General features: G+C 63.5%; 25 protein-coding genes and 1 tRNA gene. 13 read left to right on the top strand and 13 right to left on the bottom strand.

Features of this window, described 5'->3' with window-relative positions; genetic code table 11:
* Positions 1-267: 267 nt before the first annotated feature.
* The 10 genes from CQ039_RS13735 to CQ039_RS13695 all read right to left on the bottom strand — a co-directional run bounded on the left by CQ039_RS13735 (position 268) and on the right by CQ039_RS13695 (position 4,102).
* Positions 268-573: a transcriptional regulator gene (locus CQ039_RS13735; protein WP_105564158.1), complete on the bottom strand. Its 306-nt coding sequence runs from the start codon at positions 571-573 to the stop codon at positions 268-270.
* Positions 570-887, bottom strand: a complete 318-nt coding sequence (locus CQ039_RS13730) for a hypothetical protein (protein WP_105564159.1) — start codon at positions 885-887, stop codon at positions 570-572. The genes CQ039_RS13735 and CQ039_RS13730 overlap by 4 nt, the downstream gene beginning before the upstream one ends.
* Complete coding sequence (locus CQ039_RS13725) at positions 884-1,153, bottom strand: hypothetical protein (RefSeq protein ID WP_105564160.1); 270 nt, start codon at positions 1,151-1,153, stop codon at positions 884-886. The genes CQ039_RS13730 and CQ039_RS13725 overlap by 4 nt, the downstream gene beginning before the upstream one ends.
* The gene (locus CQ039_RS13720) at positions 1,134-2,018 is read right to left on the bottom strand and encodes a hypothetical protein (RefSeq protein WP_105564161.1); all 885 of its coding nucleotides are present in this window, start codon (positions 2,016-2,018) and stop codon (positions 1,134-1,136) included. Before CQ039_RS13720 ends, CQ039_RS13725 begins: the two co-directional genes overlap by 20 nt.
* Positions 2,015-2,242 carry an AlpA family transcriptional regulator gene (locus tag CQ039_RS13715; protein ID WP_105564162.1) on the bottom strand — a complete coding sequence of 76 codons (228 nt, stop codon included), beginning with the start codon at positions 2,240-2,242 and terminating at the stop codon, positions 2,015-2,017. Before CQ039_RS13715 ends, CQ039_RS13720 begins: the two co-directional genes overlap by 4 nt.
* Positions 2,243-2,281: 39 nt before the next feature.
* Positions 2,282-2,650, bottom strand: coding sequence for a head decoration protein (locus CQ039_RS13710; protein ID WP_105564163.1), 369 nt, complete (start codon positions 2,648-2,650; stop codon positions 2,282-2,284).
* A 52-nt stretch (positions 2,651-2,702) separates the two neighbouring features.
* Positions 2,703-2,840, bottom strand: coding sequence for a hypothetical protein (locus tag CQ039_RS16645; RefSeq protein ID WP_158256034.1), 138 nt, complete (start codon positions 2,838-2,840; stop codon positions 2,703-2,705).
* Entirely contained in the window at positions 2,840-3,061 is a 222-nt protein-coding gene (locus tag CQ039_RS13705) for an AlpA family transcriptional regulator (protein WP_105564164.1), read from the bottom strand. Before CQ039_RS13705 ends, CQ039_RS16645 begins: the two co-directional genes overlap by 1 nt.
* 115 nt (positions 3,062-3,176) lie before the next feature.
* The gene (locus tag CQ039_RS13700; protein ID WP_146112374.1) at positions 3,177-3,683 is read right to left on the bottom strand and encodes a hypothetical protein; all 507 of its coding nucleotides are present in this window, start codon (positions 3,681-3,683) and stop codon (positions 3,177-3,179) included.
* A gap of 14 nt (positions 3,684-3,697) precedes the next feature.
* Positions 3,698-4,102 (bottom strand): hypothetical protein, encoded by a 405-nt coding sequence (locus CQ039_RS13695; protein WP_146113200.1) that lies wholly within the window; start codon positions 4,100-4,102, stop codon positions 3,698-3,700.
* Between the two features lie 521 nt (positions 4,103-4,623).
* Here CQ039_RS13695 and CQ039_RS13685 point away from each other — a divergent pair.
* The 8 genes from CQ039_RS13685 (at position 4,624) to CQ039_RS13655 (ending at position 10,801) form a co-directional block, all read left to right on the top strand.
* Positions 4,624-5,211 carry a DUF4145 domain-containing protein gene (locus tag CQ039_RS13685; protein WP_369831561.1) on the top strand — a complete coding sequence of 196 codons (588 nt, stop codon included), beginning with the start codon at positions 4,624-4,626 and terminating at the stop codon, positions 5,209-5,211.
* Positions 5,204-5,584 carry a hypothetical protein gene (locus tag CQ039_RS13680; RefSeq protein WP_105564168.1) on the top strand — a complete coding sequence of 127 codons (381 nt, stop codon included), beginning with the start codon at positions 5,204-5,206 and terminating at the stop codon, positions 5,582-5,584. The genes CQ039_RS13685 and CQ039_RS13680 overlap by 8 nt, the downstream gene beginning before the upstream one ends.
* 129 nt (positions 5,585-5,713) lie before the next feature.
* Positions 5,714-6,451, top strand: a complete 738-nt coding sequence (locus CQ039_RS13675; protein ID WP_105564169.1) for a hypothetical protein — start codon at positions 5,714-5,716, stop codon at positions 6,449-6,451.
* Positions 6,444-6,875 (top strand): hypothetical protein, encoded by a 432-nt coding sequence (locus CQ039_RS13670; RefSeq protein ID WP_105564170.1) that lies wholly within the window; start codon positions 6,444-6,446, stop codon positions 6,873-6,875. Before CQ039_RS13675 ends, CQ039_RS13670 begins: the two co-directional genes overlap by 8 nt.
* A gap of 11 nt (positions 6,876-6,886) precedes the next feature.
* On the top strand, positions 6,887-8,176 hold the full coding sequence (locus CQ039_RS13665) for a PIN domain-containing protein (RefSeq protein WP_158256033.1): 1,290 nt from the start codon (positions 6,887-6,889) through the stop codon (positions 8,174-8,176).
* A 480-nt stretch (positions 8,177-8,656) separates the two neighbouring features.
* Positions 8,657-9,247, top strand: a complete 591-nt coding sequence (locus tag CQ039_RS13660) for a hypothetical protein (RefSeq protein ID WP_146112065.1) — start codon at positions 8,657-8,659, stop codon at positions 9,245-9,247.
* Positions 9,248-9,369: 122 nt separating this feature from the next.
* Positions 9,370-9,912, top strand: a complete 543-nt coding sequence (locus CQ039_RS16565) for a hypothetical protein (protein ID WP_146112064.1) — start codon at positions 9,370-9,372, stop codon at positions 9,910-9,912.
* A 4-nt stretch (positions 9,913-9,916) separates the two neighbouring features.
* Complete coding sequence (locus CQ039_RS13655; RefSeq protein WP_105564827.1) at positions 9,917-10,801, top strand: DUF3800 domain-containing protein; 885 nt, start codon at positions 9,917-9,919, stop codon at positions 10,799-10,801.
* A gap of 243 nt (positions 10,802-11,044) precedes the next feature.
* Here the strand turns inward: CQ039_RS13655 and CQ039_RS13650 are convergent, their stop codons facing one another.
* The 3 genes from CQ039_RS13650 to CQ039_RS13640 all read right to left on the bottom strand — a co-directional run bounded on the left by CQ039_RS13650 (position 11,045) and on the right by CQ039_RS13640 (position 13,684).
* Entirely contained in the window at positions 11,045-11,776 is a 732-nt protein-coding gene (locus CQ039_RS13650) for a DUF6441 family protein (RefSeq protein WP_105564826.1), read from the bottom strand.
* Positions 11,777-11,907: 131 nt separating this feature from the next.
* Entirely contained in the window at positions 11,908-12,990 is a 1,083-nt protein-coding gene (locus CQ039_RS13645) for a hypothetical protein (RefSeq protein ID WP_105564825.1), read from the bottom strand.
* Positions 12,991-13,608: 618 nt separating this feature from the next.
* Positions 13,609-13,684 (bottom strand) — tRNA-Ala (locus CQ039_RS13640).
* A gap of 123 nt (positions 13,685-13,807) precedes the next feature.
* Between CQ039_RS13640 and CQ039_RS13635 the strand changes: the two genes are divergently transcribed.
* The 5 genes from CQ039_RS13635 to hisS all read left to right on the top strand — a co-directional run bounded on the left by CQ039_RS13635 (position 13,808) and on the right by hisS (position 18,559).
* Positions 13,808-14,137 carry a YggT family protein gene (locus tag CQ039_RS13635; protein ID WP_105564824.1) on the top strand — a complete coding sequence of 110 codons (330 nt, stop codon included), beginning with the start codon at positions 13,808-13,810 and terminating at the stop codon, positions 14,135-14,137.
* 131 nt (positions 14,138-14,268) lie between these two features.
* Entirely contained in the window at positions 14,269-15,147 is an 879-nt protein-coding gene (locus CQ039_RS13630) for a 3-hydroxybutyryl-CoA dehydrogenase (protein ID WP_105564823.1), read from the top strand.
* Complete coding sequence (locus tag CQ039_RS13625) at positions 15,147-15,710, top strand: hypothetical protein (protein WP_105564822.1); 564 nt, start codon at positions 15,147-15,149, stop codon at positions 15,708-15,710. Before CQ039_RS13630 ends, CQ039_RS13625 begins: the two co-directional genes overlap by 1 nt.
* Before the next feature lie 76 nt (positions 15,711-15,786).
* Positions 15,787-17,010, top strand: a complete 1,224-nt coding sequence (locus CQ039_RS13620; protein WP_105564821.1) for a DUF418 domain-containing protein — start codon at positions 15,787-15,789, stop codon at positions 17,008-17,010.
* A gap of 55 nt (positions 17,011-17,065) precedes the next feature.
* Positions 17,066-18,559: a histidine--tRNA ligase gene (hisS, locus tag CQ039_RS13615; RefSeq protein ID WP_105564820.1), complete on the top strand. Its 1,494-nt coding sequence runs from the start codon at positions 17,066-17,068 to the stop codon at positions 18,557-18,559.
* Positions 18,560-18,914 lie beyond the last annotated feature (355 nt).

Below are 18,914 nucleotides of genomic sequence, written 5' to 3'. Positions count from 1 at the left end.
GACCATCTGGACCGCGCCAGAGGGTGACGGGTCGGATGTCCTTCCCCTCCGGCGTGTCGAACCTCAGCACGTGCCGAAGCACGCGTCCGTCCGCATCACGATAAGTCCAGCATGCGGAGGGTCTGCCAACACCTCGCCAGGCGTCCGGCAAGGCTGGCGCGCCGAGGGGCGCCGGCGCCACGAGCTCTCCCTTGTCAGAAGCCGCCGGCGCAGCGGTCGGCGCCTGGGCGGCTTCAGCTGCGACCCGGGCGAAGGCGTCATCTGCGCTCATGCCCAGAACTCGCGCGAACCCGGTTCGTCATGTGCGCCCAGTGGCGACTTCGGACAGCGAAAGCGAACACCTTCCCCCGCCGCGCCTTCGGCCTTGGCGATGACGTCCGCCTGCCCGAAAGCGCGGCCCAGAGCGAGACGCTCTTCGTCAGACAACTCTCCCTCGCCGCGCTCGAACAGCTCAACGGCTTCGTTCTCAAGCCCTGCACGTCGGGCGAGATCCTCCACGCTCCAGTCCAGAAGCCCGCGTCCTGCCCGACATTGCGCCGGCGAAAAGGTCTGTCTCGATTTCATGATGCTCATTCGAAAGGATGGACGCCAAGGCTCTCGGCCAGGCGGATGCAGGCGTCGCGCTGCGACGTCCGCGTGACGAAGGCCGCGAGACTCACCAGGTCGCCGCCGCGATCGCCGGATGAAAAATCGCCCCACTTCCCGGTGATCAGATTCACCTTGAAGCTCCCCAGGCGCTTGTCGGAGCGGTTGGGGTTGTGAGCCACCCATTCGCTAGCCTCGCGCCGACCGCTTGGAAGCAGCCCCCGCACGACGGCATCGATGTTGCGCAGGGCGGCGGCGTTCACCCGGCCGAAGTCGACCCGCCGGTTCGTGGCGCCCGTCATGTCGCCGGCCTCAACACGCAATAGGTGACCCAACGGTCGCCCTTGCGCGCCCGCACCAGCAGACGTTCGAACGGTCGGATCTCGACCGCTTGGGGCGGCCGCTTCCGCTTATGCAGAAACGCGCCGCCCCTCGCCCCCATCCGGATGACGCCTTGGCCTGGACCTTTGCTCTTCTCGTCGAAGACTGGCCGGCCGCCCGCGACAAAGGCCCAGAGCTCGAAGGTCACCCTGGACAGAACTTCGTGTTCAGTCAGCTGCGCCGACATCGCCACGCTCGGTGATCGGGTGGAGCGCCGACACGACTGAGGCCGGATCGATCGGCTCATATTCGATGTTCGGCTCTAGGGTCGCTTCAACCGTCAACGGCCCGAGGTCGATCGCGGCCAGGCGCCGCCCCTGGACCCAACGGAGCTGGCTCAGGACCTCGCGCTTCCGACAGCGCACCTTCACCACTTCCGACCTGTTGTTCAGGTTCCGCACGCTAGCGGCCCTTGGCCTCGAGCCGGTGTAGATCAGCCCGTCGAAGGGGCCGCGCGGCTCAATGCGATCCAGCTTGCTGTCCGGAACAATGTAGCCGGTCGCCTTGTAGACCCAACGATCCTCCTCGTCTTCGCTCAGGATATGGACGCCGCGAGGCCACTGATCGCGCACGCTCCCTTCCGGATCGCGCAGCCTTTCAGCTCCGAACGGCAGGTCGTCATTGGCCCGTTCCACCAGAGCAGCGGCTGACCTCATGACGTCCTGAAGGCGCGTCAGATCGTCTTTCAGCGGACCAAAACTGAGACGAAGATCGTCAGCCGCAGCCTCAGCAGCCGCCTTCGCCTCCTCGTAAATGCGCCAACGCCCAGCCTCAGCTTCGGCGCTCTGCGCTTCGGTGACAGCCGCCTCTGCTCGCGGAATGACCTGCTCGTCGAACGCAACCAGTCGCGCCTGCTGCATAGCCATGTTCGAGCTGGCGTCATTGAAAGCCTTGATGGCCTTGGCGTCGCCTGAAAAGGCCAGAGCCTCCGATGCATTCGCCACGGCGATCTCGGCCGCCCGAAGCTCGACTTCCGTCGCCGCTCTCCGCTCGCGAAGGCTCGCGAGGGCCGCCTTCCGCTCTACGACGATTTGCGGGTTGTCGATGGTCATGGCAGCTGCCTCATTCGGGCGATGGTTTCAGAAGTTGAAGAGCGGCGGCGCTGGTCGAGCCACGCATTCAGATCGCCGACCGCGTAGAACCGGCGGCCTCCGACGCTGACAAATGTCGGCCCCTCGCCGGTTATGCGGCTCTTATCGAGCCAGGACTTCGAGACGCCGAGGGCCTCAGCCGCGGCGGCGGTGTCCAGCAATCTGGGCACGTCGGACTTGGTCACGGATGTCTCCTGTGGTGGGTGGCGGTTGAGAAGCTGCGGTCAGAACCGGGCATGGATGCCCTTGGCGGACAGGGCCGCGATGGCGGCCGTCTTCTGGATTTCGGTGATGCCATCCGGCCAAACGAGTTTCGCCAGCACCACCTCGCAATCGCGCTCGAAGCTGACGGCAGCCTTGGCCTCCGTGTCAGTCTCAACATCATCGTAAAGGATGCCTGCGGCGGTCTGACTGCCGTCGGTCGCATCGGGATCGAGGGCCACATAGGCCTCCGATCCCGTGACCTTGCTGATCACCTGACCGGCCAGAAGGTTCTGGTTGGGGCCGACGACGATCCGTTGGCGAGAGCGATTGCCGTTCGCTTCGGAAAGGACGAAATGCCCTGCACCGGGCGTGAATTTGAGCATAGCCATGGAATTTTCTCCTGGTCGGCGCTGCGTCGGCAGCGCCTGAGATCGAAGGGTTTTACGAAGCCGCCGCCTTGGCTCGCTGGGCGCGCCGGGCGTAGATCGCTCGGGGATCCAGCGGGGCTTCAGACTCTTTCGCCTTCGGCGCGGTGGAGGCCTTCTTGTCTTCAGCCTTCGGCTTGTTGACGTTTCCCATCAGCGCGCCTCCAACTGGCCGGCGACTTGCGAGGTAGATGAACGCCGGCGGCTCGCCAGCCAGGCGGTCAGATCTTCCGGGTTGTACAAGCAGCGCGTGCCGATCTTGGTGAAAGCCGGCCCCCTGCCGGACAAACGGCTCTGCGCGAGCCAGGACTTGGACACGCCAAGCCGATCTGCTGCGGCCTCTACGTTCAGAAGTTTTGGAACTGGGGTGGTCATAGACATCTCCGGGTTCGCCGCTTGCTGCGGGCTTGCAGGGGCGTTGATGACCCAAAACCGCCTGTCCGGCGTCGGGCGACCTCAGCTTCCCCACGCACGCGAGACGCACGAATGATCAGGCGGCGGACAGCGCCCCCAGGTCTCGCAGCAACGAGGCGAGCTCTGAGGCGTCTTCATTCAGCGGCCCATGGGCATGGGCGACAAACAGCGCCTTCGTGCGCAGCCCCGCCCAGGTCGTCGCCGTAATGGCCTCGCTTCGCCGCCGCAGGGCGTCCAGCTCCAAACCCGGGGCCTCGATGTCAGCGTCGTCATCGTCCACGCCGTGCAGACCCTCGTATCGGCTCAGAAGATCGCCCCGCTGCGCCGGAGATGCGCTCGCCCAAGCGGGGTCCCTCTTGGCCGCATCATGAGCGGTGGCGATACGGAACTGCTGAACGTCGATCCGCGACGACAACTCTGCCAAGACCACCTCGAGCCGCTCACCAATGGCGACAAGTTCGGCGTCGCCGGCCGGCAGAGCCTTGGTCGCGCTCGGGGCCACCCCCAGACCCAACGCCACACCAGCGCCGAGCCCGACGCCGGCGATCAGGCTGCGACGGCTAGGTGCAGGGGGCGGCTTCATCAGATCACACCCGATCATCGGCCCGCCTCCGGTTCGGCCTGACGAACCCGGTTCGTCGCCTCTGTCCCGGACCTATCCGCAAGAATGTTGCGGGCTTCCCGCAAGATCATGGCGCGGGCGATCGCCGCTCGTCGCGCTTCGGCGTCGATCGGTTCGCGGATCTCGGCCCAGATCGGCAAGGCGGCGCCGACATCGCCATCAGGCGACATGGACAGCGCCAGGCTGAACCACACACCCCCGCCGACGATGGCGAGCCGTTCGATCCAAGCGTCAGGATCGAAGCCGACTGCAGGCAGGTTGCCGTCCTGGACATGGCCGGCGGGCTCGGCCTCGAAGGTATGAACGGCAGCGTCGAAGAAGTCGTGCAGCTCTGCCGGCAGATCGACTGGGCGCGGCTGTCGGTGATCGGGATCGATCACATAGGGGAAACGGGCGTCGAGCCCCGGCTGTGCGCAGGGCGTGCCTGTGCTATTGGCGTGTGAAGCCATGACCTGATCTCCAGAGGATCGGTTGCGGTTAGGGCTGAGCAAAGCGTTGGCGCGCTTGCTCAGCCCGACGTTTATGATATCAAGTCAACTATGGCGTCAAGACCTGATATCAAAAACCGAGGGGGCCGCCCGGCAACTGGCCAGGGGACACCTGTTCTTGTCCGCCTCCATCCTGATCAGCTCGCGAAACTTGACGCCTGGATCAAGACGAACGACGCCTCGCTCACGCGCCCTGCCGCCATTCGCGCTGTGCTGGAGAAATTGCTTTGAGCGCCTTCAACTGGGTCTGTCCCTCCTGCGATCGCCCCCAAACTGCTACCAGCAACAAGTACGCGACGATTCAGGAGCCGTTCTATCTTCAGGACCCCGGAAAAGACGGGGCACTTGGCATTCGAGCCACCGCCATAATCTGTGCCAATGACGAGTGTCAGAAGCCCCTAGTTCAGATTGGAGTGCTTCCCTACACAAGGGTGCAAGGCGCATACGCACCAAGCAAGGACAAAGGTCCGTTAGTGTGGCGCCGCTTGATTCCTGAGGGCAGTAGCAGGCCCATTCCCTCTTACGTCCCCAGCGCGATCAGGCAAGATTACGCTGAGGCTTGCTTAATCCGCGACCTCAGCCCCAAAGCCTCGGCCACGTTGGCGCGACGCTGCCTCCAAGGCATGATCCGGGACTTCGGCCAGGTGAAGCCGTCGACCCTCTTCAAAGAGATCGGCGCGCTGGAAAAGGCAGTTGAAGAAGGCAATGCGCCACGAGGCGTGTCCGTCGACAGCATCGAAGCGCTGACGGCTCTGCGGAAAGTGGGCAACATCGGCGCCCACATGGAAGCCGACGTCAACGTCATCGTCGATGTCGATCCCGAGGAAGCGCAGGTGCTGATTGAGCTGATCGAGTCGCTCATCGACGACTGGTACATTGAGCGACACAAGCGTCAGCAACGATTTTCTAAGGCGGTTGCGCTGGGTGCCTCAAAAACCGCAGCACTAGCAGATGCAAAGGCGGGTCAGGCTGCGCTTCCGGCGCCGGCGGGCGATGCCTGAAGACAGCACACCTCTTGATCCCGCACTGCTGAAAGTTATCCAGGCGCTCGCACGCGCCGAAGCTTTACGAGACTTTGAGACCGCTCAGCGGGATCATGAGCGCGAGGCCGCCCCGAAGCGGAACAAAACCACCTTCACAGCCGCTGAAATCCGTCGCGCCCTCTCGGCGGTCGAGGCCGCCGGCAAGACGGTCGGCGCCGTCGACTTCCCTCCCTCGGGCGGCTTTCGCCTCATCATCGGAGAGCCGCCACCGAGCCAGAAGCCGAATGATTGGGATGACGTCTTGCACGAGACGCCGGACCAGGCACTCGAGCGATGGAAACGGAACGAGGCAAAAAAGCAGAGAGCGCGTCCCGCGCAGATGCAGCCCTAGAGAGGGTCAGGGCGAGAACACAAGCCAGCCTTGCCAAGCGGCGCCGTTCGAAGTCTGCTGGGCCCGACAGATGCTGAATTGCGATGGAGCAAAGCCGAGCATCACGCCCAGCTTGTGAGGACTCCGCCAATGACCGCTTCATCCGATCACCAAGTGGCAGCCCGCCCGCCGCTGCCTACTCGGGACGGGCGCGAAATCGGATGGAGGGCAGCCAAAGCAACGCTCGGCTCCCTGCCCGGCGTCGGCGCGTTGGCGACCGAGGTGCTCGAGCTTCTGGTGTCGAACCCCGTAGAGGAACGACGCGCGGCATGGCTCAATCGCCTTGCTGCCGACCTGGACGAAGTCACACGACGGGTTGAGGGCGTATCTCCAGAAACGCTGGCGACCGACCCTCGCTTCGTCAGCCTCATGATCGAGGCGACCGCCCGGGCGGAAAAAACCCACCAGCAATCGAAGCTACACGCTCTTCGAAACGCAGTGCTCAACGCGGCCGCCGGCCTGTTCCTCGACGATGCGCTGACCGGGACCTTCCTGGGCTACATTGAACGCTTCTCGCCAACGCACCTGAGGGTTCTGGCGTTTCTCAATGATCCGACAGTAGACCCGGCCTACGTCCGCCAGGTCAGCAATACGGTGATGGGGTCAATTCACACTGGCTACGTCAGAGCCCACCCCGAAGTGGAAAAGCCGGAGGGCGTGTTCGAACGGATCGTGAAAGACCTCGGGCGCGAAGGCTTGATCCAGTCAGAGAGCCTGATGACCAGCATGAGCGGGTCGGGCCTTCAAGAGTCCCAGACCACTCCGATTGGACGCGCCTTCCTGCGCTTCATAGCCGAGCCCGACGCGGACCAAAGCCCCAATGACTGACCTCCATGACGCCGAAATCGAGAAGGTCTATCTGGCACAGGCGTGGGAAGGGGCCGTCGGCGCCGTCAAGGCCGCCATGGCGCTGAACGGCGGCGCGTCGGTCGCCATTCTGGCATTCATCGGCTCGCTGCTGCAGGAGAAGGCGCGATCCGTGAACGTCGAGCACATCACGTTGGTGATGATGATCTTCTGCGTCGGCCTGGTCGCGGCCGCACTCACCCAACTGGCCGCCTATTTCACCGTCTATTGCTACCACCAGACAATGGGCAGCCGCCGCCTGGAGCTCCCTGACGAAGATCGTTGGGCGCTGATCGGGACCGCCATCCATATCAGCGGAATTGTCCTCCTCGTCGCTTCATACGGATGCTTTGTCGGCGGTGCGATCACCTTCGCCAACTTCGCGCGGCTGACGCTGGGCCAGTGAAGGGGAAGACCATGATCATACTCCCAGACACCAACGCACTGCTGCATTTCAAGCGGCCCGATCAAGCCAACTGGAAAGCCATTGTCGGCACATCCGAAGTCGAAATCGTACTGACTGCTGTGCCTGTGCAAGAAATCGACAAGCATGCCCGCCAGCACGACGTTGCGCGAATTCGAGCCCGGGCCCGCGATCTCAAGGCGTGGATCAGGACACTGCTGACAGCCGAGGCCGGCCCCAGTATCGACGGCAGGGAGCCAACCGCCTTTCTTGTCGGCGGCCTGGACCCGCAAGTGCCGGACGACAGGCTGATCGCGATGGCCTTGATGCTGCAGTCCGAAGGGCATGAAGTCGCGATCTACACCGACGACACGCTCATTCACGCCAAATCACGAGGGCGGCCCATCCGGGTGATATTTCCACCGGAGGAAGATCGACTGAAAGAGGAGCCGGATCCTCTCGGCAAGGAGATCGAAAAGCTCCAGCGGGAACTGACCACCATCAAGGCCCGCGAACCCCGCCTCAAGCTCGGATGGGCGTCGGGCCCCAACCCCCTGATCATCTCCTTGCCTGAACCCGCCACCGTAGACGCGCGGGCTCCGACCGAAGAGCGCGAACGGCTGCAACCCCTTCCCGACCCCGGCCGCCCCCCTCCTCGGGATCCGAACTTCAAGGGGCGGTTCGACTTTGCTCAAATCCGGCAACTGTCAGCGCTCGGCCCCAGCCAGATTGAAGTGATCGGCTACAATCGCCAGCTGGAAAACTATCACCGGTCCTATGACCGGTACTTCAAGCTCCTCACTGAGTGGAACTTCACAGAAAGCAGGCTCGCCGAGCTAGTCTTTATCGCAAGGAACGATGGCTCCGCACCAGCCTCCTCTTTTCGAGCATACATCACCCTCCCCCCAGGGATGCAGGCCCTCAACGACGCCGACGATATTGGAGATCTACCGAAAGCGCCGTGCCCGCCGCGCGAGCCGCAAGCGTTCGGCCTCTCGAGCGGGGCCTATGGCGCCACGGCATCAGCTTTCCCATTGGCCTCTCTGATGGGGCCAGGAGGCATGGTGCGACCAGATGCCTTGGACGACTACCCCCACGTTGACGCGGCCGCGGGCATCATCGAGTTGCGCAGGCCGAAACTTCCTCAGCACAATCCATTCGTTTTCGAGCCCGCATACGTGCTCATCGATTCAAGTTTCGACGGCAAGGGCGGCGCTTTGGATGTTCGGCTGACTGCAGAGGAACTGGCCACCCCCCTGACATTCAAGCTTCCTTTCCGAGTGAACATCCAGCCGGAAAACTGAGGCCGGGACAGCTTGTCCAGCGCCTCGCCTTACCAATGGTCCTGAGCCCCACTCAGGTACCAAACGCCTCCGAATTGACCTCAGACCCGACGGATCTGGAAGCGGCTATCACCGCGCACACATTACGCACGCCTAGCGGCAAGGTAAGATATGGAATTATAACGACAATATAACCTCGGGCAGGGAACGCGCCTGGCGTGTTCCCTCGGCAAAACAAGACATTACCTCTTGAATACAAAGAGATAAGGGAACACCTGCCACGGGTTCCCTGCGCACATGAGATTGGGAAACGAACCGGTTCGTCCTGCTGTTCAGTAACCTCAGCATACGCCGGCCTGGTTGCCAGTGCCGCCGTCTCTAAACCGAACCGCCCCCGGAAAACGACAAACCCGGTTCGCCCCCTCAGCTTAACTGAACGCCGGTTCGTCAACTCGACACAAGCTCTACGGGCGTCTATCCCTTGGTCAAAGGGGGGCGACCATGATCAATGACAAAACGACAGACCCGAGCGGGCCGGATGCAGTGCAGCCGCAGCCTCGGCGCCTTCATTGGTTGGGAATTCTTGCCGCAGCCTTCGGCGCTGTATTGATCTACAATCTGATGGTCTGGATTCCCGCCGCTACAGCGCTGTCTCATGACGATCGCAACAAGGTTGCCAGCGTCCACGTGTACCGCTCTTGGCTGGTCCATCCCCGAAACATCACAGTTGACCTGATCGCCATCGACGGCGCCGCCACCATCGACCTGACCAGGGCGCTTTTTCAAACGGCCGAAGCGCTAAAGGATCGCAAGTTCGGCCAAGTCGTCCTCGCTCGCCAGGGCAAACCCGTCTTCATCATGGAAGGCCCCGCTTTCGTAGAACTGGGGCAGCAATACGCAGCGGGTCAGAACCCAGTCTATTTGATCCGCACTCTCCCCGAGCAACTCTATCGCCCGGACGGTTCGGCTGCTTTCGGCACATGGAGCGGCGGCTGGCTCGGGGTGCTGGGCAAGCAGATGGAAGACGTGAACATGTTCGGCGAAGCTTGGGCAAACGGCCAAACCGGCCTTCGTCATGAGGGCTATCGGTAGTGGGGTCGCAGTCGGTTCAAACAGCCCACCAAACTCTCGTTCAAGTGACGCCCGCTGCGGCAGAAAGCTCTGGATCAGGAAGCGAGGTTCTCGTCGCCGTTATCGGAGCTGTGGCATCCATCATGGCCGCGTTTGCTTGGCCAGCGGTCGTTTTGATACTGGCTATCATGTTTAAGTCAGCCCTATCCACGCTGATTGGGCGCATTAAGTCGATCAAACATGGCGACACAGAATTGGGTCTCGACAAAGAGTTCCAAGATCGTCTCGTTGAGGCGCCGGAGGTTCCGGAAAACGAGGAAAACCCAGCAGCTGAACAGGTGATGGAAAACACCCCTCGCGCGCCGATCGACGCCATCGTGACCGCTTGGGTTGAGGTAGAACGCGCCGTCGAACGAGCATTTAATCGGCTTTCCCGATCAGCGACATCAACAATACATAGGCCATATACGGTGACGCGAGCCCTTCGCATTTTAGCGAACGAAGAACTCATAGTTCACAGCACGCTCGCCCAAATTGATGAACTACGGCAGCTTAGAAATTTGGTTGTCCATCGACCTGAAGAATCCCTGTCGCCTGACTCCGTAGAACTTTATGTCGCCAATGCCGCGCAAGCCGTGCGGGAACTGGACCGAGCTGGCCGTAACGCAGCAGCGCCACCGAATTAGACACATGGTGACGTCCATTTCCGCTCCTAGTTATTCCTATGTGACCTACATCGACGAGGCTGGGGACCCTGGCCTCAAGCGTGTGAAGCCTCTGGACGTCCAAGGCTCCAGCGAATGGCTGATGGTCGCCGCCGTGGTAATCCGCGCGGAGCATGAAGCCGACGTCGGCGGCTGGATCTCCGATCTCACGGCCTCCCTCGGCAGCCATCAGATGCGGGATCTTCACTTCGCCAAACTCTCGCCCACGCGAAAGCTTGCGGTCTGCGCCCGCCTCGCCGAGCTTCCGGTCCGCTGTTTCGTCGTCTGCTCGAACAAGCAGAACATGCGCGGCCACCGCAACCTGCTCGCGGAGAAGATCCCAAGCGACAACTGGTTCTACTGCTGGATGACCCGCCTGCTCCTCGAGCGGGTCACTCACTTTGTCGAGCACCGTTCAAGAGCTGACCACAGCGAGACCCGGCTGACAAAGCTGATCTTCAGCGAGCGCGGCGGCCTGTCGTACAGCCAAATGAATGCCTATTTCGACTGGCTGCGCTTCAAGGGCGACAATCAGGTCCTGAAATGGGGCAACCTGTCGTACGACACCTTCCATCGCGAGCTGATGTTCATCCAGAACCACGCTGGCCACGCGGGACTGAAGATGCCCGATATCGTCGCGAGCGCCTTCTTCAAAGCGGCAGACCTCTACGACACTCGAGCCTGCGATCCCCGGTTTGCCACAGCGCTCGAAAGCCGCATGGCGCGATGGCCGGATCGTCAAGGCGGCCAAATCTCGGGCTATGGCGTGAAGCTCATGCCGAAGTGGGGAAATCTGAATGTCCAGGTCGAGCAGCTCGAGATCTTCAAGCACTACGGTTACCCGGCGCAATGGTGGAGCCGGCGTCTCTAGGCCCGTCTTCTCCGCCGCCTGAATAGCCCATCTCCTGACGGGCGAGCTGCACGGACGCCACGGAATGAACCCACAGCCCGAGCCTAGAGACCGATGGATTCTGAGCTTCGCTGCCGACCAAGTCAAACCAGAATTACGAACGATTCTAACGCTTTGGTTTGACTCGTCTTCTCGCCCTTCATGGGGAGACGATCACTCCTAGCACCCTCCGCCAATGGCCACGGACTAGGTCGCACCGCCACGTCACTCGGACTGACTAGATCCGAGAAGCGCTGGACCGGCGGCAGCCTGTTCAAAATGCCGAGCGAACAACCGCTCGATGCTCGCATCCGCGTTTCGCGCCGCCCGATCGCGGATGACCTTGCCGCGAAGCATGCGTGGAAGCCGGGCCTGCTTCACTAGGAAGAAGACGACGATCGTTTCGACATTGCCCCGCCTGGTCGCCGTGGCGCTCGCATATCGGAAGGTGCCTGCCTTGGTCCGGCTACGGCGTGCGTCCGTAACCAGCATGGATGCGCCATGAGGATTGTAGATGAAACGTAGCGGGCCGAAGCGCCTCTCGGCGATGCCTACCGAGGATTCTCGCTCCCTGACGCCGCGTCCGCCTTGGCGCCGCACACGCCCCCCAGGCCAAACGTCTGGGTTTGGGATCGTCAGCCAGTTGCCGTCTCGCGATCGAATGACCTCGCCTTGCTCAAACGCACGCTGGATGAGCGGAAAGGTAGAATAGACCTGTGCCGCCGGATTCATCCCTTCGTTGGGATAGCGCTTCACCCGCACCGTCTTCGCCAGTTTCTGGGCATTGCTTAGGCCTGACGCGAGTATGTCCTGACGCCACTTCGTCTGGGTTTCCTGTGCGTATTCAAAGATGGCCTTCTGCAGCGCCGATTGAACTCGCGAAAGACCCGCCTTCATTTCGGCGTCGAAGTTTCCTTGGAGGGCAGCTTGGAGCTGGACGCTTGTGGGATTGTGCATGCGGCATGCTTCCTGATTGGCGAGCGCGGCGCGACAGCCAGCCGCGTCGAAACAAGTCGCCAAAAAAGCACACGTGCGCCGCCATTAAGACGGGCAAGCTGAGGTTGCCCGAAACGCGCATTCGTGCGCGACTAGTCGTCTTCTAAAAGGGCTTCGACGGCGACCTTCAGATCCGCGTGAAGCTTAGAAGCCGCCGCCTTTCGACGCGTCTCTTTACGAATCTGAGCAATCTCCTTCGCCGTTTCACGAGGGCTATCCATCAACCGGATCCCGGCGAAAGTCGAAGCGTTCGCCGCTCTAGCCTGGTGCACTAGCCGCGCCAGATCAGCGGCCGATAGCCCGCCGTCGGGATCGATGCCGGCGATGAACTTAGCGCATGCAACCCGACGGCGCTGAGCCTCCCGAGAACGATCCGACAGCATCTGCGCCGCAGATGCTTCTTCCTTGCGCTCCTGAGCGATCGCGTCGCTTACGCGCACTCCTTCGAAGTAGGCGCCGTCATTCCAGGCAGTTCGGTAGATTTCAGTCGCCCACCAAGACAGATGCGCTGCAGCCTCGTCTGGTCGACCACGTCGGAACGCATCACCGATCCGCCCAACAGGTGAAACCTCTAACTCTGCGCTGCGATCAAATCGTGCAGACCTCTTAGAGCGTCTCATCACCTCCATTGCCCACGCAAGACGGCCACTATCCCCACCAGCTGCATCGGCGATCGCTTCAGGAAGATAGTCGAACCGAGTAGGGTCAGCGAATACGACCTTGCCCGCATACCGCTCTTCGACGGCACCCCGATCAATCGGCATTCCCGGGTCGGCGAAGATGAACCAGGCCCCAGCGCGCTGAACGAGAAAGTGCTGGCCGTAATGAGTGACGAACCCGGTTCGTGCGAGGATGCGCTCCGCTTCCTTGATCATCAGCGGCAGTTCGTCGGCCAGCCACGCCCGGTCGATGAACTCGTAAGCATCGACCAGCGCAGCCCCAGGTGCGTCCGAGTCAGGGACTTGAGATATCCGGATCCGAGGGTTGTATCCGCCTGCAGGTCTCAGAAACTCCCCAAGCCTCCCGGTTCGCCCTTGAGACCAGTTGATCGTGCGATCAGGAGGGGCTGGTGCAGACCCGCGCGGGACCTGGAACGCTTCCCAATCAACGTCCAGCCAAACCTCACCGAACCTCATCTGAGGAAAGTCAGCGTCAGCCTGAAGTTGCAGTGTCATGCCCCGAACATTTGCATGATTCACATCGGTTCGCATCGGGGTTTACACCGACACACCAAGTATATCTCACCGCCGGTGGGGTGGGGGAGCATCAATGCGCGCGGGATTTCCACCTTTGATCCTAGGGCACTGGCATACAGTTCCCATTAGTTCCCACCTGAAAGAGAGAGGTGGGAACTACTATCCCGCCCCATTCGCCCCTTGCTCGCTGATCGGTTCCCGTAGTTCCCGGGGTTCACACCATCCGTGCGGGTGCGTCCGCGATCCGTGCGCGCCAATCTTCAGAGGTGAGTGCACATAGGTTCAAGCCGTCGCATCCGTGCGGTCCGTGCGCGATCCGTGCCATGCAAATTTTAGGTCTTCGTCTCTGAACGTCTGGAGCTAGTTCCCCCGTATACGTGCAAGGGGAGGGGGAAGGACCCATGACCGTGCCAGGGCGCGAATTTATTACCCTCTGGCTTTACCCCCTCTCACGCGCGAGTGCGGCCCCTCGCCCCCAGCCGGCGACGGCTGCTTATCGGGCGCTTATCGAGATACACAAACCGCCCATCAGGACAGCCAGAAGCGCCTGAGATGAAGGGTGTTTTTCATTATAAATCAATGAGTTGATTAGCCGCCTGGTGGAGCCGAGGGGAGTCGAACCCCTGACCTCGTCATTGCGAACGACGCGCTCTACCAACTGAGCTACGGCCCCGACCGACAGGCAGGGGCGGAGATAAGCGGGGCGGCGGCGGGGTGTCAACGGGTCGCGGAGGAATCCTTGGCGTTCCTGAAAGGCCCCGCTAGAAACGGGTCTGCATTCAAGGGAACTTCGTTCATGGGCATCGGCGCCGGCGTCATCGGCTTTATCTTCTTCGTGCTGGGCGCGCTGCTGCAGTTGCTGCTGTTCGCCATTATCGCCAATGCGATCCTCAGCTGGCTGTTCGCCTTTGACGTGATCAACTACCGCAACCGTTTCGTGGCCCAGGTGGCCGAGTTCCTGGACCGGTTCACCAGCCCAATCCTGGCGCCGCTGCGCCGGCTCATCCCGCCGCTGGGCGGCATCGACCTGACGCCGATCGTGGCCCTGCTGATCATCCAGGGCGTGCAGGGCTATCTGCTGCCGCCGCTGCATGTGGCGGCGCTGGGCCTTGTCGGCGCCTATTGAGGCGAAACGTTGAGGCGAGGACACGGCGGTCAGGAATCTCAATCCGGCCGCATTCCGCCCCTTGCGCACGGCGGGCGGGCTCCTAAGGTGCCCGCGACGGGTCCCGACGGGACCGCAAAATGCGCGTATTTATGACCACGATCAGGACAGTCGCCATTATCGGCGCCGGGCAAATGGGTTCGGGCATCGCTCAGGCGGTGGCCTCCGGCGGCTATGAGGTGCGGCTCTACGACCTGTCGGCCGAGCGGATTCCGCTGGCCCTCGGCGAGATCGCGGCCAGCCTGGCGCGGCGCGCGGCGCGCGGCTTGACGACCCCGGCCGAGGCCGACGCGGCCCTGGCCCGCATCCGCCCCGTCGCCACCCTGGCCGAGGCGGCTCAGGCCGATCTGGTCATCGAGGCGGCGTCCGAAGACGAAGCCGTCAAGAAGGCGGTCTTTGTCGATCTTCTGCCTCACCTGGGTCCGGACACCCTGCTGGCCTCCAACACCTCGTCCATTTCGATCACCCGCCTGGCCTCGGTCGGCGACCGGCCGGATCGTTTCATCGGCCTGCACTTCATGAAGCCGGCGCCGACGATGAAGCTGGTCGAGATCGTGCGCGGCATCGCCACCTCGGCCGCCACCTATGAGGCCGCCGTCGCCTTCGCCGAGAGCCTGGGCAAGATCACCACCGAATCCGAAGACTTCCCCGCCTTCATCGTCAACCGCATCCTGGTGCCGATGATGAACGAGGCCATCTATGTCCTTTACGAGGGCGTGGGCGATGTCACCTCGATCGACAAGGCGCTGAAGCTGGGCGCCAACCACCCCATGGGCCCGCTGGAACTGGCCGACTTCATGGGTCTGGACGTCGTTCTGGCCATCATGAACGTCCTGTACGACGGCCTGGCCGACAGCAAATACCGCCCCTGCCCGCTGCTGGTGAAATATGTCGAGGCCGGCTGGCTGGGCAAGAAGAGCGGACGCGGCTTCTATGACTATTCCGGCGCCGTGCCGGTCCCGACCCGCTGATGTCGCGTCTCGACCGGATCGAGGACCTGCCGGGTCTGAAGCGGGTCGCGCCGCAGCGCTCGACCCAGAGGATCGTGCTGGCGGCTCTGGCCGCCGCCGCCTGGCCGCCGCTGATCGTCACTCTGATCGTCTGGCCGCCGGAAAACTGGGCCTCGGGCGTGGACACCGACTGGCGGCTGGTCCTGCTGGTGCTGGGCCTGATCGCCGCCCCGATCGGTCTGTGGCTGCTGCGTCAGACCCACGCCCGAGTTGGCCGTCCCTCGACGCGGTTGGGCGTGGTCTGCCGCTTCATGGTCTTCGGCGGGCTGCTGGCCGCCGCCGTCCAGACCCTGATCGCCGTGGTCATGTCGCTGTTGTCGGTGATCGCCTCTCAGAGTCTGGTTCAGGGCCTCGGCGCGCTGGAAACCACCCTGCTGATCTTCGGCGTCGCCGGCCTGCCGCTGGCGGTGCTGGTGGGCGTCAGCTACGCCCTGTGGGCGGGGCTGTGCGTGGCCTTCATCGCCTTTGCGCCCGCGCCGGTGGTCAAAAACCGCATGGGCCTGATGCAGAACGGCGCCGGCTGACATTACGCGGATTTAAGGTGTCCCCGCCGCCCCGAGCCCGCATGAGCATCCGGCTCACTTGGGGAGGGCCGACGCCATGACCGACCAGACGACGCTTCAGCCCGTGGGGTCGGGCGCCCGCATCCAGACGCTGGACGTGCTGCGCGGGGTCGCCGTCCTGGGCATTCTGGCGGTCAACGCCGCCGCCTTCGCCCTGCCCATCGACGCGGCCCTGGCGCCCGAGCAGTCGCCCTTCCCTCTGATCGGCGCCTCGGCCGTGGCCCACTGGACGACCGAGGTCTTCTTCCATCAGAAATTCGTCACCCTGTTTTCCATGCTGTTCGGCGCGTCGATCTTTCTGGTCGGCGGCGAGCGCGGAGACGCCGCACGCGGGCGGCTGCTGCGGCGACGCCTGTTCTGGCTGGCCCTGTTCGGCCTGATCCACGGCGCCGCCTTCTGGTATGGCGACATCCTGCTGCTCTACGCCTGGGCCGGGCTGTTCGTCATGTTGATGCGTTCCATGTCGGCCCGCTCGCTGATCCTGTTTGGCGCCGCTGCAACCCTGGCTCTGGCGACTCTGCAGGCCGCCACGATGTGGATGACGGTCAACGGCCCCGCCCTTCTGGTCGACGCCCTGAGCGACGAGTCCATGAGCCTGGCCGAGGACGCAGTCGCCGCCAGCATCGCCGCCTATCGCAGCGGCTGGCCCGCCGGACTGATCGAGAACCTCAAGGCCTGGGGCGTGCTGCAGAGCGCCAGCCTGTTCGGCTATGTCTTCGCCACTGTGCCGCTGATGATGCTGGGCCTGGGCCTGTTCAAGATCGGCTTCTTCCACGGCCGCCTGTCCACCCGCGTCTATCTGGTCCTGGTCGCTGTCGGCGGCGCGGTCCTGGCCCTGCTGGGCGTGCTGGAGTGGCGCGAGATCATGGCCGGACCGGGTGTTCAGGCCACGAATGGCTGGTCCGAGGTCGTCGCCTCCTATCCGATCTTCATCACCCTGGCCTACGCTAGCGGCCTGATCCTGCTGACCTCGCGCGGGGTCGGCTGGGTGCGCCGCCTCTTCGCGCCTGTCGGGCAGATGGCCTTCACCAACTACCTGACCCAGACCCTGATCATGACCAGCCTCTTCTACATGCCGTGGGGGCCGCGCCTGATGGGACAGGTCGACTATCCGGGCCAATGGGCCATCGTCGTCGCGGTCTGGGCCCTGCAACTGATCTGGTCGCCGCTGTGGTTGAGCCGCTTCCGCATGGGGCCGCTGGAGTGGCTGTGGCGGCGCCTCAGCTATGGCCACGCCCTGCCGCTTCGCCGTCAGGTCTGACCCTTACGCCGGGCGGCAAGTTGCAGCCGGTCCGCCGATGGCTTAATCGCGCGGCATGACCGACGAAGCCCCCATCCGCCCCGAAGCCCGCGCCCCCCGTGGGTTCGCCGACCGTCGCGGCCGCGACCTGACCGCCGAGCGCCGCATCGTCGCGCGCGTATCCGAAGTCTATGAGCGCTGGGGCTTTGAGCCGTTGGAGACGCCGGCGTTTGAATACGCCGACGCCCTGGGCAAGTTCCTGCCCGACGCCGACCGTCCGAACGAAGGCGTCTTCGCGATGCAGGATGACGCCGGATCGGACGAGCCGGGCGAGTGGATGGCCCTGCGTTATGACCACACCGCGCCCCTGGCCCGCTTCGCGGCGCAGAACTGGGAGACCCTGCCCAAGCCCTTCCGCCGCTACGCCTATGGCCCGGTCTGGCGCAATGAAAAGCCCGGCCCCGGCCGCTTCCGCGAGTTCTGGCAGTGCGACGCCGACACCGTCGGCTCGGACCGGCCCGAGGCCGACGCCGAGATCATCGCCATGGGCTGCGAAGGCCTGCGCGCCGCCGGGCTCGGCGACGGTCAGTCGGTGATCCGCGTCTCCAACCGCAAGCTGTTCGACGGCCTGTTCGACGCCGGCGGCGTGACCGATGCGGTGCAGCGTCTGACCGCGCTGCGCGCCGTCGACAAATATGATCGCCTGGGTCTGGAGGGCGTGCGCGCCCTGCTGGGCGAGGGCCGCCTGGACGAGTCCGGCGACTACACCAAGGGCGCTCGCCTGCCCGCCGCCGTCATCGGCGCGGTCGAGGCCTTCCTCGTCTCGGCCGAGACCCCGGGCCTCAGCCGCGCAGGCGTGCTGGACGCGGTGGCCAAGGCCGGCGCCTCGCTGGGCGCGGCGGGCGAGGCCGCCCTGGCTGAGCTGTCGGCCATCGACCGGGCCCTGACCGCCATGCGCGTCGGCGAGGCCGAGGTGAAGTTCGACCCCACCATCGTGCGCGGTCTGGAATATTACACCGGCGCCGTGTTCGAGGCCGAGTTGCTGCTGGACACCAAGGACGACAAGGGCCGGGCCGTGCGGTTCGGCTCCATCGGCGGCGGCGGCCGCTATGACGATCTGGTCGCCCGCTTCACCGGCCAGTCGGTGCCAGCCACCGGCTTCTCCTTCGGCGTCTCGCGTCTGGCCTCGGCCCTGCGCGCCGCCGGTCGCGGCGCCGACGACGCTGTGCGCGGCCCGGTCGTGGTCATCGTCTTCTCCGAGGACGACATGCAGCACTACCTCGACGCCGTGTCCGAACTGCGCGCCGCCGGGATCGCCGCCGAGCTCTATCTGGGCCGCGCCGGCATGAAGGCGCAGATGAAATACGCCGACCGTCGCGGCGCGCCCGCCGTGGTCATCCTCGGCGGCAACGAACTGGCCGCTGGCGAAGTCACCATCAAGGATCTGGACGCCGGACGCGCCCGCGCCGCCGCCATTACGGACAATGAGGCCTGGAAGGCCGAGCGTCCCGGTCAACAGAAGGTCGCGCGCAGCGAACTGGTCGCCACCGTTCGCGCCATTATCGAATAGGCTTCGATAAAATCCACGTCACAGACATGGGTTATCAACGTTTAGTCATAAATGGCTGCTTTTTGACGTTGGCATTGATTGACTTGGACCCGGCCTTCGCGTCATTTGGTCTCACTCAAGAGGCGCAGCGATCAAACGCAGCGACAACTTGAAGGCGTTTCGGGGAGGAAACGTCCGCTCCTTAGAGAGCGATAAAGCCCGCTGCGATGTATCCCCCGCAGCGGGCTTTTTCATGCCTGAAATCCAAGCGCCGCAACGCGAATCCGTCGATCGACGGGCAATTATCGAAACCTATTCGAGCGAGCTCAGCATCCAAGAAAAAGGGCCGGAGCGTCGCCGCCCCGGCCCTCTTCAT

The sequence above is a fragment of the Brevundimonas sp. MYb52 genome (assembly GCF_002979535.1).
GTDB lineage: Bacteria > Pseudomonadota > Alphaproteobacteria > Caulobacterales > Caulobacteraceae > Brevundimonas.
Note: the sequence above shows the minus strand (reverse complement) of the source record. Positions and strands in the feature narration are given on the sequence as shown.